This is a genomic window from Saccharothrix sp. NBAS 001, assembly GCF_056640475.1.
Genome location: NZ_CM153251.1, coordinates 3,311,494 through 3,325,441 on the forward strand (window position 1 = coordinate 3,311,494; position 13,948 = coordinate 3,325,441).

Below are 13,948 nucleotides of genomic sequence, written 5' to 3' on the forward strand. Positions count from 1 at the left end.
TGGTGACATCTTGTGCCGGCCGCCCCGGTGCGCGGCGGACCGGGCGCTCACCCGGCCGCCGGCACGGGCACCCAGCTCGGCAGCGGGCCCACCTCGAACGGCCGGCGCACGGTCCGCCGCGCGATCCGCCACCGGCCGTCGTGCCGGCGGTACTCGTCCAGGTAGGTGCCCCCGCCGGTCACCCACGTGTCGTCGGCCAGCCGGACGTGCACGATCACGTCGCTGCGACCGGACGCCGCACCCCGCTGCACGCCGTCGAGGTCGACCACGTGGTTGACCGTGCCGTGCTGCATGAACCGGAACGCCCGCCACTGCCGCTGGACGGCCGCGCAGATCGCCTCCACGCCGCTGAACACGTGCTCGGGCTCGGGGCTGGTTGCCCACACCGCGTCCGGCGTCCACACCGCGCGCCACAGGTCCAGGTCGCGGTGGTCCGCGCCCACGCAGTACTCGCCCACCAGCCTGCGCAGCGCCAGTTCGGCCTCGACCCGCTCCAGCCGGGCGATCACGTCGCGATCGTCGCTCATGACGACCACTCTGCCCGGCCGGGCGGCGGCCCCGGGCCGGATCGCCGAAGTCAGGCGACCTCGGCCGGCGGCACCCGCACGGCCACGAACTCCGACTTGCGGCGCAGCCGGAAGCCCAGCGACTCGTAGAGCCGGATCGCGTTGGTGTTGTCCGCCGTCGCGTGCATCATCGGCTGCTCGCCGCGCGCCCGGATCCCGGCCGCCAGGGCCAGCACCAGCCGGGTCGCGAGGCCCTGCCCCCGGTACTCCGCGTCCGTGCACACCGCGCTGATCTCGGTCCACCCCGGCGGGTGCATCCGCTCGCCGGCCATCGCGACCAGCCGGCCCTCCCGCCGGATCCCCAGGTAGGTGCCCAGCTCGATGGTCCGCTCCCGGAACGGGCCGGGCTTGGCGCGCTCCACCAGCTCCAGCATCTCCGGCACGTCCGAGGCGGTCAGCCGGACCGCCTCCGGGTCCTCGGCGGCCCGCACGCCGTCGTCCACCAGCTGCACGCCCGCGCCGCGGAACTCGACCTCCCAGCCGACCGGCGGGACGATGCCGGTCGGGCTGCTCAGCCCGGTCACCCCGCCGGGCCCGACCAGGGCGGCGACGTCGTCCCACACCCGCTCGTCCGGCTCGGGCGGCAGCGCCAGGAACGGCGCGACGTCCGACTGGTAGCGCACCACCTGCCCGTGCCGCTCGGCGAAGCGGGCGTGCGCGCCGGTCAACGACGCCCACGCCGGGTGGTCCAGTGATGCCGACATGCGCGGGCCCCCAGGTCACAGCGGTTCGTAAACGGCCGAATCATCCGTTCGACCGCAACCCGCTGTCCACCGCCTCCCACATCCTGAACACGCCGGTCCGCACGGGTACCGTCCGCCGTGGACGGTTCAGCCGAGCGCGCGCCGCACGCCCGCGGCGATCTCCAGGTCTTCCCGCGCCCGCACCACCACGACGGCGGCCGACGACCCGTCGGCGCTGATCACCTCGTCGCCCGACCGTCCCGCGTTGCGCCGCGCGTCCAGCTCGACGCCCAGGAACCCGAGGCCCTCGACGGCCCGCCCGCGCACGACCGCGTCGTGCTCGCCCACTCCCCCGGTGAACACCAGCACGTCCAGCCCGCCCAGCGAGGCCGCCATCGCCGCGATCCCCTGCCGCAGCCGGTGCACGAACACCTCCACGGCCAGCGCCGCCTCGGGCGTGCCCGCGCGGTGGACGTCCCGCAGGTCCGCGCTCCCGGACAGGCCGAGCAGGCCGGACCGGTGCTCCAGGTCGTCCTCCAGCTCCGCCGCCGACAGCTTCCCGTTGCGCAGCAACCACACCAGCAGCCCGGGGTCGACGTCCCCGCTGCGGGTCGCCATCACCAGCCCGGCCAACGGCGTGAAGCCCATCGTGGTGTCCACCGACCGGCCGTCCCGCACGGCGGCGAGCGAGCAGCCCGCGCCCAGGTGGCACGTCACCACCCGCGAACCGCCGGCCAGCCCGGTGGCGCGGCGGGACGCGTAGGCGTGGGACAGTCCGTGGAAGCCGTAGCGCCGGACCGCCCACTCGTCCCGCCACCGCGCCGGCACCGCGTACGTGGTCGCGAAGCCCGGCATGGTGTGGTGGAACGCGGTGTCGAAGCACGCGACCTGCGGCACGTCCGGCAGCAGCGCGGCGACCGCGTCGATCCCGGCCAGCGCGCGCGGCTGGTGCAGCGGCGCCAGGTCGGTGAGGCGTTCGACCGCTGCCCGGGTCCCGGCGTCGAGCACCACCGGCCCGGCGAAGTCCGGGCCGCCGTGCACCACCCGGTGGCCCACGGCGGCCACGTCCGGCGCGTCGGCGAGGAACTCGGCCACGCCGCCGGTCCCGTCCCAGCGCTCCAGGTGTTCCTGGGCCACCACGTCGTCCCCGTCCAGCACGGACAGCTTCAGGCTCGACGAACCGGCGTTCACCACCAGCACGCGCATCAGTACGGCCAGGCCCAGTCGCGGACCTCGGGCAGGTCCTCGCCGTGCTCCCGGATGTAGGAGTGGTGCCGGGTCCGCTGGTCCTGCATCCGCTGGCGCACCCCGGCGGCGCGCGGCCCCAGGCCGGGCACCCGGTCGATCACGTCGATCACCAGCCGGTAGCGGTCCATGTCGTTGAGCACCAGCATGTCGAACGGCGTGGTCGTGGTGCCCTCCTCCTTGTAGCCGCGCACGTGCAGGTTGGCGTGGTTGGTGCGCCGGTAGGTCAGCCGGTGGATCAGCCACGGGTACCCGTGGTAGGCGAAGATCACCGGCCGGTCGGCCGTGAACAGGGCGTCGAACTCGCGGTCCGGCATCCCGTGCGGGTGCTCGGTCTCCGGTTGCAACCGCATCAGGTCGACCACGTTGACCACCCGCACCCGCAGCTCCGGCAGGTGCTCGCGGAGCAGCGCGGTCGCCGCCATGACCTCCAGCGTCGGCGCGTCGCCCGCGCACGCCAGCACCACGTCCGGCTCGGCGTCCGCCGTGCCCGCCCAGTCCCAGATGCCCGCGCCGCGCGCGCAGTGCAGCGCCGCCTCCTGCGGGCCGAGCCAGTCCGGGGTGAGGTTCTTGCCCGACACGATCACGTTGACGTAGTCGCGGCTGCGCAGGCAGTGGTCGGCGATCGAGAGCAGCGTGTTGGTGTCCGGCGGCAGGTAGACCCGGACCACCTCGGCCTTCTTGTTCATCACGTGGTCGATGAACCCCGGGTCCTGGTGCGAGAACCCGTTGTGGTCCTGCCGCCACACGTGCGAGGACAGCAGGTAGTTCAACGACGCCACCGGCCGCCGCCACGGCAGCCGCCGGCTCGTGCCCAGCCACTTGGCGTGCTGGTTGAACATCGAGTCCACGATGTGGATGAACGCCTCGTAGCAGTTGAACAGGCCGTGCCGCCCGGTGAGCAGGTAGCCCTCCAGGAAGCCCTGGCACATGTGCTCGGAGAGCACCTCGACCACCCGGCCGGTGCGGGCCAGGTGCTCGTCGACCGGCAGCACCTCGGCCTGCCACTGCTTGTCGGTCGCCTCGTACACCGCGTCCAGCCGGTTGGACGCGGTCTCGTCCGGCCCGAACAGCCGGAAGTTCTCCTGCCCGGCGTTGAGTTCCACGACGTCGCGCAGCATCCGGCCCAGCACGCGGGTCGGCTCGGAGGTCGTGGTGCCGTGCTCGGTCACCTCGACGCTGTGCGCGGCGACCCCGGGCAGCCGCAGTTCGCGCAGCAGCAGGCCGCCATTGGCGTGCGGGGTCGACCCCATCCGGCGGGTGCCGCCGGGCGCGAGCGCGAGCAGCTCGGGCTTCGGGCTGCCGTCCGCGTCGAACAGCTCCTCCGGCCGGTAGGACCGCAGCCACGCCTCCAGCTGCCGCAGGTGCTCCGGGTTGTCCCGCACGCCCGCGAGCGGCACCTGGTGGGCCCGCCACGTGCCTTCCACCGGCAGGCCGTCCACCTCGGCCGGGCCCGTCCAGCCTTTCGGGCTGCGCAGCACGATCATCGGCCAGCGCGGGCGTTCCCGGTCCGCCCCGGCGGCCGCGGTCTTGATCCGGTGGATCTCGTCCAGCACGCCGTCGAGCACCTCGGCCATCCGCGCGTGCATCGCCGCCGGGTCGTCGCCCTCCACGTAGGACGGCGCGTAGCCGTAGCCGCGCAGCAGCGCGTCCAGCTCCTCGTGCGGGATCCGCGCCAGCACGGTCGGGTTGGCGATCTTGTAGCCGTTGAGGTGCAGGATCGGCAGGACCACGCCGTCGCGCGCCGGGTCGAGGAACTTGTTGCCGTGCCAACTGGCCGCCAGCGGGCCGGTCTCCGCCTCGCCGTCGCCGACCACGCACGCCACCAGCAGGTCCGGGTTGTCGAACGCCGCGCCGAACGCGTGCGCCAGCGAGTACCCCAGCTCCCCGCCCTCGTGGATGGAACCCGGCACCTCGGGCGCGACGTGGCTGGGCACCCCGCCGGGGAAGGAGAACTGCCGGAACAGCCGGCGCATCCCGTGCTCGTCGCGCGGCACGTCCGGGTAGTTCTCCGGGTAGGAGCCCTCCAGCCAGGTGTTGGCCAGCAGCGCCGGACCGCCGTGCCCCGGGCCGGTCACGAACAGCACGTCCAGCTCGCGCTCCAGGATCACCCGGTTGAGGTGGGCGTAGAGGAAGTTCAGGCCCGGCGTGGTGCCCCAGTGGCCCAGCAGCCGGGGCTTGATGTGCTCCGCCGTCAGCGGTTCCGCCAGCAGCGGGTTGTCCAACAGGTAGATCTGACCGGCCGACAGGTAGTTCGCGGCGCGCCAGTAGGCGTCGACCAGTGACAGGTCCGTCATCCGGAGCCCTCTCCCCTGGGTTTCGGTTGTCTCGGGTTCACGCTCCGCCGCGGGCTACCCGGTGCGGGCCCGGCCCACGCGCGGTCGGTCAGTCGGTCGCGGGCGGTCGGACCACGGCCAGCGGGCACGGCGCGTGGTGCACCAGGGTCTGGCTGACCGAGCCCAGCAGCATCCCCTTGAACCCGCCGCGACCCCGGCTGCCGACCACGAGCAGTTGCGCCCGCTCGGCGAGCTTGAGCAGGGCGCGCGCGGGCCGGTCCTGCACCACCAGCCGGTCGACCTCGACGTCCGGGAACTTCTCCTGCCACCCGGCCAGCCGCTCGGCGAGCAGCACGCGCTCCTCCTGCTCGATCCGCTCCCAGTCCACCGCGAGCGGACCGCCGAACGCGCCGTCCACCACGAAGTCGTTGCCGGCCAGCACCGCGACCAGCGGCACCTCGCGCATCGACGCCGCCTCGAAGGCGAACGCCACGGCCCGTTCGCTCGCGGGCGAGCCGTCCACGCCGACCACGACCGGCCCGTCCTCGGGCACGGTCTCGCGCACCACGACCACCGGGCACTCGCCGTGCGCGGACACCGCCACCGCGACCGACCCGACCAGCAGGCCGGTGAACCCGCCGAGCCCGCGCGACCCGAGCACCACCGCGCGGGCGCGCTTGGACTCCCAGAGCATCGCCCCGGCCGCGCCGGAGTGCTCCAGCGCCACGGACACCTCGATCCCGGGTGCCGCGGCGCGCGCGGCGGCCTCCGCCTCGGCCAGCCACTGCCGGCCCTGCTCCTCCAGCGCCTCGCGCACCTCCTGCCCGGTCACGACGATCTCCGGGTAGCCCCGGCCGGGCACCAGGTAGGCGTGCACCAGCTTGACCGGCACGTGGTGCCGGGCGGCCTCCTCGGCGGCCCACTTCACCGCCGACAAGGCCGACGCCGAACCGTCCACACCGACCACGATCGGAACGCTCATGAACCCAATCCTTTCCGAAGACGGCGGAACGCGCGCGTCGACAACCCCGACGCTAGGCGGGCGCCCGCCGGTCGGCAGTGGTCCTAGGTCCCGGTCGGTCGAGGACCAAGGACCGCGTCCCGCCCGTGCCCCGGATGGCCTAATGGACGGCGGAAGGAGTGGGGATGAACTGGTACTGCGGATCGGACTGGGACCTGACGCTGCACGCCGCGGCCGGGGTGCTCGCCGTCACCTCGGCGACCGCGCTCGCGGTGGTGGCGCTGAGGCGGCCACGCCCGACCGGGCGACACGCGCGCCGGTGACACCCCATACCCTGGTCGTGGAGGCGTGGATGGCTGAGGTGGGCGCGAAGGTGTTCCTCGTGGACGACCACGAGGTGGTCCGGGTCGGGGTCCGGGAGCTGTTGAACAGCGCGGACGACCTGGACGTGGTCGGCGAGGCGGGGTCGGTGGCCGAGGCGCTGGCCCGGGTGCCGGGCAGCGGGGCCGACGTGGCCGTGCTGGACGTGCGGCTGCCCGACGGCAACGGCATCGAGCTGTGCCGCGAGCTGCGCTCCCGGCTGCCCGACCTCAAGTGCCTGATGCTGACCTCGTTCACCGACGACGAGGCGCTGTTCGACGCGATCATGGCCGGCGCGTCCGGGTTCGTGCTCAAGCGGATCCTGGGCACCGACCTGGTCTCGGCCGTGCGCACGGTCGCGGGCGGCGAGTCGCTGCTGGACGCCCGCTCGACCTCCGCGCTGCTCAACCGCATCCGGCGGGAGCGCGAGCAGGGCGACCCGGTGCGGATGCTCACCGAGCAGGAGCGGGTCGTGCTCGACCACATCGGGCGCGGCCTGACCAACCGGCAGATCGCCGAGGAGATGTTCCTCGCCGAGAAGACAATCAAGAACTACGTCTCGCACCTGCTGGCCAAGCTGGGTCTGGAACGCCGCACCCAGGCCGCCGTGCTGGCCACCCGCCTGCGCAAGCCCGACCCGTCGACCAGGGAGAACGGCTGACCCGGGCGCACGACACCGCCGGGTCGTCCGGCACGGTGCGCATGACCCGATCGGGGTCACCCGTGCGCTGGTCGCGACCCGCCGGAGGTTGGGCGCGTGGTCCCGCCGGGACGCCTCGGACTCGGCTCCCGGGTGGCGGCGGAAGTCGCCACCCGGACGGTGCACGCGGTCACGTGCAGGCCATCGCGCCGTTCTGCCGCCCCCGCAGGACCGCGGTGGATCCCGCACCGCCGGGCGGTCCGCGCCCTATGGTGTGAGGATGGGGATTGCTTGGAGCAGAACGATTCTGGCCGACGAGCAGCGGCTGTCCGAAGCGGAACTGGCGCAGCGGACCGAGAAGCCCGCGTTCGGTGAGGTGACGACCGAGCACCTGGTGTCGTGCCTGTGGTCGGCGGACCGGGGGTGGCACGACGCCGAGGTGCTGCCCTACCGGCCGCTGCCGATGGATCCGGCGATGGCCGGGCTGCACTACGGGCAGATCGTGTTCGAGGGGCTCAAGGCGTACCGGCAGCCGGACGGCGCGGTCGCCGCGTTCCGCCCGGTCGAGCACGCCGAGCGGTTCCGGCGGTCCGCGGCGCGGCTGGCGATGCCGGAGCCGCCCGTGGAGCTGTTCCTGGAGTCGCTGGCCGAACTCGTGGCCGCCGACCGCCGCTGGGTGCCCGCCGACGACACCCGGAGCCTCTACCTGCGGCCCATCCTGTACGGCACGGACGCGAACCTCGCGCTGCGGCCCGCCACCACGTACCGCTTGCTGGTGCTGGCGCTGGTGACCGAGAACTTCTTCGGCACCGACGCGCCGCCGGTCGCGGTGTGGGCGGGCAGCCGGTACGCGCGGGCGTCGGCGGGCGGCACCGGGGAGGCGAAGTGCGCGGGCAACTACGCCGGAGCGTTCGCCGCCCAGGTGGAGGCCACCGAGCACGGCTGCCGCCAGGTCGTCTGGCTGGACGCCGCCGAGCACCGGTGGGTCGAGGAGATGGGCGCGATGAACGTGTTCTTCTGCTACGGCGACCGCCTGGTGACGCCGCCGCTGTCCGGCACGCTGCTGCCCGGCATCACCCGCGCCTCGGTGCTCGCCCTCGCCGCCGACCTCGGGCTGGCCGTCGAGGAACGCCGGGTGTCCCTGGAGGACTGGCGGACCGACGCCACCTCCGGCGCGATGACCGAGGCGTTCGCCTGCGGCACCGCCGCCGTGGTGACGCCGATCGGCCGGGTGGTCGAGCGCTCCGGCGAGTTCGCCGTGGGCACCGGGCCGGTGGCGGCCCGACTGCTGGCCGCGCTGACCGACGTGCAGCGCGGCCGGGTCGAGGACGTGCGCGGCTGGCGGTACCGGCTGGCCGGGTGAGGCGGCGCGGTCGCGCGGTCAGCCCGCCGAGGCGACCGCGCGACCGCGATAGACCTCGAACCGCTCGCGGATCTCCGCGGCCCGGCCCTCCGCCTCGTCCAGCCGCATGGTCCGGCACTCGTAGCCCAGTTCGGCGGTCAGCACGGCCATCGAGGACGGTTCGAAGTGGGTGGTGCCGTCCGCGTCGATGGCGTCGATGCCGTCGCGCACCTGCCCGCTGAGGTTGACCGCGACGGCCTCCTCCAGCGACACGGCGTCCGGCAGCGCGGTCCGGATGCGACCGCCCTCGATCGCCACCGGGTAGCCGCCGACCAGCCCGCCCGGTCCGGGCGCGTGCACCAGGGCGTCGCGGCGGTCGGCGAGCGGGACCAGCACGCTCAGCGCGGACGCGGCGGTCATCGCCTGGCCGGGCATCCCGCCGGTCCGGCGGTACTCCAGCGGCAGGCGCTTGAGCAGCGACGCGGTGTCCACCCGGTCGGTCACGTCCTCGCCGCCGGAGCCGATGGTCAGCGCCATCCCGGCCTGGCCGGGGTCGCCCGCGCGGGACAGCCGGTGCGACACGTAGTGGTGCGCCACCAGCCGGACGTCGACCTCGGGCACCGGCACGCCGAGCAGGTCGGCGGCGGCGACCCGGATGCCGGGCACGTTGTTGGCCACGTTGCCGATGCCGACGTCCGGCGACAGGCCGGCCGACTTCAGGACCGGGTGCACGGCGTCGGGGTAGGCGGCGTTCACCACGACCGCGCGGGTGCCCGACCGCCGGACCGCCCGCATCGCCTTGTGCACGGGCACCAGGTGCATCGGCAGCCACGGCCCGTAGTTGGCCGCGCGCAGCCGGTCGAACGCCGCGCCGGGCAGCGTGGTGATCACCCACCAGGACTGGAAGCTCGCGGCCAGGAACAGCACGTCCGGGTCGAAGGCCGCGATGCACTCGGCGGTCCGGTCGAGGTCGTTCAGGTCGGTCGTCGCGTGGTCGACCACCGGGTGGTGGCCGCGCTGCAACGCGCTGAACCGGCTGAGGTTCGCCGCGCGCAGCGTCGTGTCCTCGTCGCGGCCCACCAGCCGCACGTGCCGGTCGCCCGGTCCGTGCGCGAGTTCGTGGAACACCCGGCGACCCAGGTCGCCCGCACCCAGCACCATCACCTTGCTCATGACAGTCTCCCCCCGTGCACCAGGTCCGGCAGGGCGTGCATCGACGAGAACGTCGGCACGCCCTCGCGGTGCGGCGCCCGCACCGGGACCACGTTGAACTGCAACACCTTCATGCCCGCCGACAGGGCGGCGTCCACCCCGACCCGGCTGTCCTCCACCACCAGGCACCGGCCGGCGTCCACGCCCTGGTCGCGGGCCGCCCACAGGAACAGGCCCGGGTCGGGCTTCCACGCGCCGACCTCGTAGGCCGAGTACAGCCGGCCGTCGAAGTGGTCGACGATCCCGCAGTCGGACAGCCGCTGCTCGATCAGCTCCAGCGGGCTGTTGGACGCCACGCACATGTCCACGCCGATGCGCGCCAGCGCCTCCCGGACGCCGGGCACCGGGTCCAGCGTCGGGCCGATCAGCTCGCGGCACTTGGCCCGCACGATCGCCACGGCGTCCGGCGGCGGCGGGCGGTGCGCCATCTCCTCCAGCAGGTCGATGCACTCCTGCACCTTCTTGCCGGAGAACAGCTTCTGCGCCTCGCGGTGCTCCAGGTGCACGCCCATCAGCGCGCCCAGGTGCGCCAGTGCGCCGTCCTCGGCGTCCTGGGTGTCCACCAGCACCCCGTCCAGGTCCAGGATCAGCAGGTCCACCCCGGAGTCGTGCTCATCGGTAGTCAATCCAGTCCACCTCCTCGATCGCGGCGATCGTCCGCGCCAACTGGTCGTGGTCGTCCACGTGGCCGAGCACGGACGCCGCGTGGCTGCGGGTGCCCATCCGCCAGTCGACCGACGCGCCGGGCGCGGTCAGCACGGCGATCCGGTCGACGTGCGGGGTGCGCCGCAGCCGGCCGACGCCGTGCAGGGACCGCACCTCGGTCGCCCACAGCGGCGGGATCACGACGTAGTGGAACGCGATCGGCCCGTCGTAGCGCGGTTCCAGGTCGAACTCCGCACCGACGGCGGACCGCACCGCCACCGCCGCCGGGTCCGATGTGGACGATCGGACCGCGAGGTCGTCGACCCACGCCCCGAGCCGCCCGTTGACCTCGATGACCCGGGGGCCTTGCGCGGTGAGCTTGATCTCCACGTCCGCCAGGCCCCGCCGGATGCCCAGCGCGCGCACCGCGCGGCACGCCAGGTCCTCGACCTCGCGGACCTCGTCGGCGGGCACGACGGACCGCCCGCCGTAGCCGCCGCGTTCCCGGAACGGTTCGGCCAGCGCGAACTTGCTCGTCACGAACACCGGCCGCACCAGGTCGCCGGTCGCCACGCAGTCCACCGCGATGTAGTCCGCCCACGGCCCCGCGGTGGGCCGGCCGACGAGGACTTCCTCCAGCAGCACCGATTCCTCGGTCTCCAGGGCCTGCGCGACCCACCGCCGGCACTCCTCGGGCGTGTGCACGACGGTCGTGTTGCGGCTGCCCGCGCCCAGCACGGGTTTGATGATCGCGGGCACGCCGACGTGCGCGACGGCCTCGTCCACCTGGTCGACCGAGGTCAGCGTCCGGAACCGGATCGACTCCAGGCCAGCTTCGGCGAACCGCGCGCGCTGCCGGTCCTTGCGGGTGATGGCGTCGATGTCGGTCGCCGAGTGGTAGGGCAGGCCGAGGGCCTCGGCGAGCGCGACGGTGGGCGCGAGCCGGTGCTCGCTGAACGTCACGATCCCGTCCGGCCGCAGGGCCTTGAGGTCGGTGACGGCGTCGGCCGGCACGACCGCGCCGAGCATCTCCAGCGTGGGCGCCATGTCCCGGCAGTGCGCGGAGTCTGCGACCGCGAACACCACCTCGCAGTCGATCTGCGCGGCGGCCGCGGCGATCCGGGTCGGGGCGAGGCTCCCGGTGTCGTAGACCACGACGAGCTTCACCCGAGCACCTCCGTGAGCTTGGCGCGGTCGGTCTTGCCGTTGTCGTTGAGCGGCAGGGTGTCCAGGTGCCGGACCCGGTCGGGCACCATGTGCGCGGGCACCTGGTCGCGCAGCCACCGGTCGAGGTCCGGTCCGGGCAGCGGTTTGCCGGTGTACCCGGCCCACAGCCGGGTCTCGCCGGCCACCGCGACCGCGACCACGCCGGCCGCGACGATGTCGGGGTGGCGGTACAGCGCGGCCTCGACCTCGCCCAGCTCGACCCGGTGGCCCATGATCTTCACCTGGTGGTCGAGCCGGCCCCGGTGCACCATCTCCGCGCCCTCCCACCGGACGCGGTCCCCGGTGCGGTACCAGAGGTCACGGGTCGGCGGGGTCGGGCTGTCGTGCACGACGGCCGGCGAGCCCTGCTCGTAGCGCACGAACCGGCCGGCGTTCTCGCGCGGGTCCAGGTAGCCGTCGAACCGCTGCGGCCCGCGCAGGCAGAGTTCGCCGTCGTCGGCCGGCAGGCCGTCCTCGCCGAGGATCACGCCCTCCGACGTCGGGTACATCCGCCCGATCGGGACGGTCGCGCCGTTCGCCCACGCGTCCCGGTCGTCGAACGGCACCTCGTACTCGGTGCAGGTGATGGTGACCTCGGTCGGTCCGTACAGGTTGTGGAACCGGCTGCGCGGCGCGACCTCGTGCCACATCTGCGCGTCCTGCACGGTGACCGGCTCGGCCCCGAACAGGCCGTGCCGCACCGTGGTCACCTGCCCGCGCGGCAGGTTGCCGACCTGCTCGGCGACCCGGATCACCGAGGGCACCGAGAACCAGTGCGTCAACCGGTTGCGGTCGATGAAGTCCACCGGCCGGTAGAGGTCCTCCTTGTCGGGCACCACGAGCGTCGCGCCCGCGCCCCACGTGACGAACATGTCGAACGTCGAGGCGTCGAACGTCAGCCCGAACACCTGGGAGAGCCGGGAACCCTCGTCCACCTCGTAGCGCTCGATGTTGTAGCCCACGTACGGCGCGATCCCGCGCTGGAGGATCGGCACGCCCTTGGGCTGCCCGGTCGAGCCGGACGTGAACAGCACGTACGCTTCGAGTTCGGGATCCTCCGGCACGTCGGGCAGCACGCCGTCCCCGTTGGCGTCCAACGGGATCACGGTGGGCCGGAACCTCTTGGGCAGCGCGGAGAACACGTCCGCGCCGGGGTCGACCAGGGCGACCCGCACCCCGGCCCGCTGGGCGATGTCGAGGTTGCGGTCACGCGGGTACTCGGGGTTGAGCGGCAGCACGCCCGCGCCGACCCGCTGGATCGCCAGCCACCCCGCGTAGGCGGTGAACTTCTTGGTCGTCACCAACGCGACCCGGGTCGGCGTCGGTCCCGGCACGGCGGTGAGGGCCTTGGCCAGGGCCAGCGCCCGCGCCTCCAGCTCGGCGTAGGTCCACTGCTGCCCGCCGATCACCAGCGCGGTCCGGTCGGGGAACTTCCGCGCCGCCGCGTCGAACCACTCGTAGAGCGTCACCGCTTGCCTCCCGGGTGCCGTGCGACCCACGTCCGCTCCAGGTTCGCCACCAGGTCGGGGCTGTGCAGCAGCCGCGCCTGCTCCAGGGCGTACCAGGACATGTACTCCCGGAACCGGGGTTCCGGTTCCTCGAACCGGCGCAGCATCCGCCGGTTGGCCAGTACCGCCGGGTCGGCCAAGGCGTCCGCCGCGGCGGAGGTCCGGGCGGACAGCGCGGCGGCGTCCACCACCTCGTCGCACAAGCACGCGGCCTCCGGGGCGTCGGCGTCCACCCGCCGGTCCCGGAAGATCATCTGGCGGGCCAGCCTGGGCCCGGACGCGCCGGGCAGCCGCAGGTTCGCCGCGCCGGGGATGATCCCCTCGCGCAGCGCGGGCAGCGTGAAGTACGCGCCGCGCTCGGCGATGACGTGGTCGAACACCAGCAGCAGCTGCGCGCCGCCGCCGATGGCGAACGTGTCCACCACCGCGATCCACGGCTTCTCCACCGGGTCGGGCAGCCAGTCGTCCCGGTCGGTGACCAGGCCGCGCACGATCTTGTTGATGTAGCCCAGTTCCCGGCTCAGGAAGAAGTCCAGCAGGGAGATCTCGCCCTGGTAGAGCCGGGTGAGGTTGATGCCCGCGCCGAACACCCGGCGGCCCCGGTAGCGCGGGTGCTCCATGGCGCCGCCGCGCAGCACGCCCACGGCGGTTGCGTCGTCGAGCAGGACCAGGTCGACCGCGACCTCCAGCGCGGCCACCACGACGTCGTCCTCGGCGTTGAGGTACGGCAGGTTCTTCAGGTCGATCTCCGAGACGCCGTCCTCCCGCCGCACGGTGACGACGCCGAGGTCGGCGAACCCGGTGGCGCGGAAGGCGGGCAGCGCCACCATCGCCTGCGGCGTGGGCCGGCGCATCGCCTCGGTGAGCCGGTCGCCGGCGGTCGCGTCGCGCAGCAGGCCCCAGAAGAAGATCCCGAGGTCGACCTCGCGCCCCTCCTTCTCCGCCTGGGGCAGCACGCGTTCGCGTTCCTGCTGGGCCTTGGTCGGCACCAGCCCCGGCCACAGCTCCGTGGCCTGGTCGACCAGGTCGTGCAGGCGCAGCGGCGCGCGGCCGGCGTCGGTCAGCTCGCCGTGCACCTTGCCCGCGTGCAGCTCGATGAACCTGCGGCGCACCGTGCGCGCCGCGTTGGTCACCGCGTCGGCGGACCGGCGCTGGTCGGGGTCGCGCTGCGCCTTGGGCGGCAACGCGGCCAGTTCGTCCTCCACCCGGGACAGGAACGCGGTCGCGGTCGTGCCGTCCCGGTCGAAGCCACGACCGAGCGCGGGCGTGTCGTCGATGAACACTGTCGGATTCCCCCATGTGCT

The 13,948-nt window shown here is 73.7% G+C and carries 13 protein-coding genes; 3 read left to right on the forward strand and 10 right to left on the reverse strand.

Annotated elements, in window-relative coordinates; genetic code table 11:
* Window positions 1-47: 47 nt before the first annotated feature.
* The 5 genes from AC0HI0_RS13970 to AC0HI0_RS13990 form a co-directional block, all read right to left on the reverse strand.
* Entirely contained in the window at window positions 48-527 is a 480-nt protein-coding gene (locus AC0HI0_RS13970) for a nuclear transport factor 2 family protein (RefSeq protein WP_480932772.1), read from the reverse strand.
* Between the two features lie 50 nt (window positions 528-577).
* Window positions 578-1,270, reverse strand: coding sequence for a GNAT family N-acetyltransferase (locus AC0HI0_RS13975; RefSeq protein WP_480932773.1), 693 nt, complete (start codon window positions 1,268-1,270; stop codon window positions 578-580).
* A gap of 126 nt (window positions 1,271-1,396) precedes the next feature.
* Window positions 1,397-2,455 (reverse strand): acetate/propionate family kinase, encoded by a 1,059-nt coding sequence (locus tag AC0HI0_RS13980; RefSeq protein WP_480932774.1) that lies wholly within the window; start codon window positions 2,453-2,455, stop codon window positions 1,397-1,399.
* Complete coding sequence (locus tag AC0HI0_RS13985) at window positions 2,455-4,791, reverse strand: phosphoketolase family protein (protein ID WP_480932775.1); 2,337 nt, start codon at window positions 4,789-4,791, stop codon at window positions 2,455-2,457. The genes AC0HI0_RS13980 and AC0HI0_RS13985 overlap by 1 nt, the downstream gene beginning before the upstream one ends.
* Before the next feature lie 88 nt (window positions 4,792-4,879).
* Window positions 4,880-5,752: a universal stress protein gene (locus AC0HI0_RS13990; protein ID WP_480932776.1), complete on the reverse strand. Its 873-nt coding sequence runs from the start codon at window positions 5,750-5,752 to the stop codon at window positions 4,880-4,882.
* Window positions 5,753-5,916: 164 nt separating this feature from the next.
* Between AC0HI0_RS13990 and AC0HI0_RS13995 the strand changes: the two genes are divergently transcribed.
* The 3 genes from AC0HI0_RS13995 to AC0HI0_RS14005 all read left to right on the forward strand — a co-directional run bounded on the left by AC0HI0_RS13995 (window position 5,917) and on the right by AC0HI0_RS14005 (window position 8,094).
* Window positions 5,917-6,054 carry a hypothetical protein gene (locus AC0HI0_RS13995; RefSeq protein ID WP_480932777.1) on the forward strand — a complete coding sequence of 46 codons (138 nt, stop codon included), beginning with the start codon at window positions 5,917-5,919 and terminating at the stop codon, window positions 6,052-6,054.
* 38 nt (window positions 6,055-6,092) lie between these two features.
* Entirely contained in the window at window positions 6,093-6,752 is a 660-nt protein-coding gene (locus AC0HI0_RS14000; protein ID WP_480934300.1) for a response regulator transcription factor, read from the forward strand.
* Between the two features lie 259 nt (window positions 6,753-7,011).
* Window positions 7,012-8,094: a branched-chain amino acid aminotransferase gene (locus AC0HI0_RS14005; RefSeq protein ID WP_480932778.1), complete on the forward strand. Its 1,083-nt coding sequence runs from the start codon at window positions 7,012-7,014 to the stop codon at window positions 8,092-8,094.
* Between the two features lie 18 nt (window positions 8,095-8,112).
* On the opposite strand, the gene AC0HI0_RS14010 is transcribed toward AC0HI0_RS14005, so the two are convergent.
* From AC0HI0_RS14010 to AC0HI0_RS14030, 5 genes are read right to left on the reverse strand one after another with little or no spacing between them, the layout of a single operon-like run.
* Window positions 8,113-9,246 (reverse strand): hypothetical protein, encoded by a 1,134-nt coding sequence (locus AC0HI0_RS14010; protein WP_480932779.1) that lies wholly within the window; start codon window positions 9,244-9,246, stop codon window positions 8,113-8,115.
* On the reverse strand, window positions 9,243-9,911 hold the full coding sequence (locus tag AC0HI0_RS14015) for an HAD family hydrolase (RefSeq protein ID WP_480932780.1): 669 nt from the start codon (window positions 9,909-9,911) through the stop codon (window positions 9,243-9,245). The genes AC0HI0_RS14010 and AC0HI0_RS14015 overlap by 4 nt, the downstream gene beginning before the upstream one ends.
* Window positions 9,898-11,097, reverse strand: coding sequence for an ATP-grasp domain-containing protein (locus tag AC0HI0_RS14020; protein WP_480932781.1), 1,200 nt, complete (start codon window positions 11,095-11,097; stop codon window positions 9,898-9,900). The genes AC0HI0_RS14015 and AC0HI0_RS14020 overlap by 14 nt, the downstream gene beginning before the upstream one ends.
* On the reverse strand, window positions 11,094-12,605 hold the full coding sequence (locus AC0HI0_RS14025) for an AMP-binding protein (protein WP_480932782.1): 1,512 nt from the start codon (window positions 12,603-12,605) through the stop codon (window positions 11,094-11,096). The genes AC0HI0_RS14020 and AC0HI0_RS14025 overlap by 4 nt, the downstream gene beginning before the upstream one ends.
* The gene (locus tag AC0HI0_RS14030) at window positions 12,602-13,927 is read right to left on the reverse strand and encodes an enoyl-CoA hydratase/isomerase family protein (protein WP_480932783.1); all 1,326 of its coding nucleotides are present in this window, start codon (window positions 13,925-13,927) and stop codon (window positions 12,602-12,604) included. The genes AC0HI0_RS14025 and AC0HI0_RS14030 overlap by 4 nt, the downstream gene beginning before the upstream one ends.
* Window positions 13,928-13,948: the final 21 nt, after the last annotated feature.

Excerpts from the sequence above, each read along its gene's own strand:
- AC0HI0_RS13970 (WP_480932772.1), bottom strand. The coding sequence starts at position 527 with ATGAGCGACGATCGCGACGTGATCGCCCGGCTGGAGCGGGTCGAGGCC.
- AC0HI0_RS13975 (WP_480932773.1), bottom strand. The coding sequence starts at position 1,270 with ATGTCGGCATCACTGGACCACCCGGCGTGGGCGTCGTTGACCGGCGCG.
- AC0HI0_RS13980 (WP_480932774.1), bottom strand. The coding sequence starts at position 2,455 with ATGCGCGTGCTGGTGGTGAACGCCGGTTCGTCGAGCCTGAAGCTGTCC.
- AC0HI0_RS13985 (WP_480932775.1), bottom strand. The coding sequence starts at position 4,791 with ATGACGGACCTGTCACTGGTCGACGCCTACTGGCGCGCCGCGAACTAC.
- AC0HI0_RS13990 (WP_480932776.1), bottom strand. The coding sequence starts at position 5,752 with ATGAGCGTTCCGATCGTGGTCGGTGTGGACGGTTCGGCGTCGGCCTTG.
- AC0HI0_RS13995 (WP_480932777.1), top strand. The coding sequence starts at position 5,917 with ATGAACTGGTACTGCGGATCGGACTGGGACCTGACGCTGCACGCCGCG.
- AC0HI0_RS14005 (WP_480932778.1), top strand. The coding sequence starts at position 7,012 with ATGGGGATTGCTTGGAGCAGAACGATTCTGGCCGACGAGCAGCGGCTG.
- AC0HI0_RS14010 (WP_480932779.1), bottom strand. The coding sequence starts at position 9,246 with ATGAGCAAGGTGATGGTGCTGGGTGCGGGCGACCTGGGTCGCCGGGTG.